This is a genomic window from Kosakonia sp. H7A, assembly GCF_003028445.1.
GTDB lineage: Bacteria > Pseudomonadota > Gammaproteobacteria > Enterobacterales > Enterobacteriaceae > Kosakonia > Kosakonia radicincitans.
This window is the reverse complement of the sequence record NZ_PYTZ01000049.1, coordinates 1-619: the sequence shown is the minus strand read 5'-3', so window position 1 is coordinate 619 and position 619 is coordinate 1. Positions and strand designations below refer to the sequence as shown.

2 pseudogenes are annotated in these 619 nt (G+C 64.0%); both read left to right on the top strand.

The window, feature by feature from the left end:
* Positions 1–389 (top strand): annotated as a pseudogene (sucC, locus tag CWM66_RS28060) (succinate--CoA ligase subunit beta); the annotation flags it as partial.
* Between the two features lie 21 nt (positions 390–410).
* Positions 411–619, top strand: a pseudogene (locus CWM66_RS28055) (succinate--CoA ligase subunit alpha); the annotation flags it as partial.

Genomic DNA, 619 nt, shown 5'->3' with positions numbered 1-619 from the left:
GCATGGTGAACGGCGCCGGCCTGGCGATGGCCACCATGGACGTCATCAAGCTCAACGGCGGCGAGCCGGCGAACTTCCTGGACGTGGGCGGCGGCGCGAACAAGCAGCGCGTGATCGAGGCGTTCAAGCTGATCCTGTCCTCGGACAAGGTCGAAGGCATCTTCGTCAACATCTTCGGCGGCATCGTCCGCTGCGACATGATCGCCGAGGGCATCATCGCCGCGGTGAAGGAAGTGGGCGTCAAGGTTCCGGTCGTGGTGCGCCTGGAAGGCACCAACGTGGAAGAAGGCAAGCAGCTGCTGCGCGACAGCGGCATGGCCATCATCCCGGCTGACAACATCAACGACGGCGCCAAGAAGGTCGTTGAAGCCGTCAAGAACGCCGCCTGATCCGACACCGAAGGAAAACCAATGTCTGTTTTGATCAATAAGAACACCAAGGTGATCGTGCAGGGCTTCACCGGCCAGCAGGGCACCTTCCACGCCACCCAGATGATCGAGTACGGCACCCAGGTGGTCGGCGGCGTCACCCCGGGCAAGGGCGGCACCACCCACATCGACCTGCCGGTCTTCAACACCGTCGCCGACGCCGTGGCCAGCACCGGCGCCGACGCCTCGGT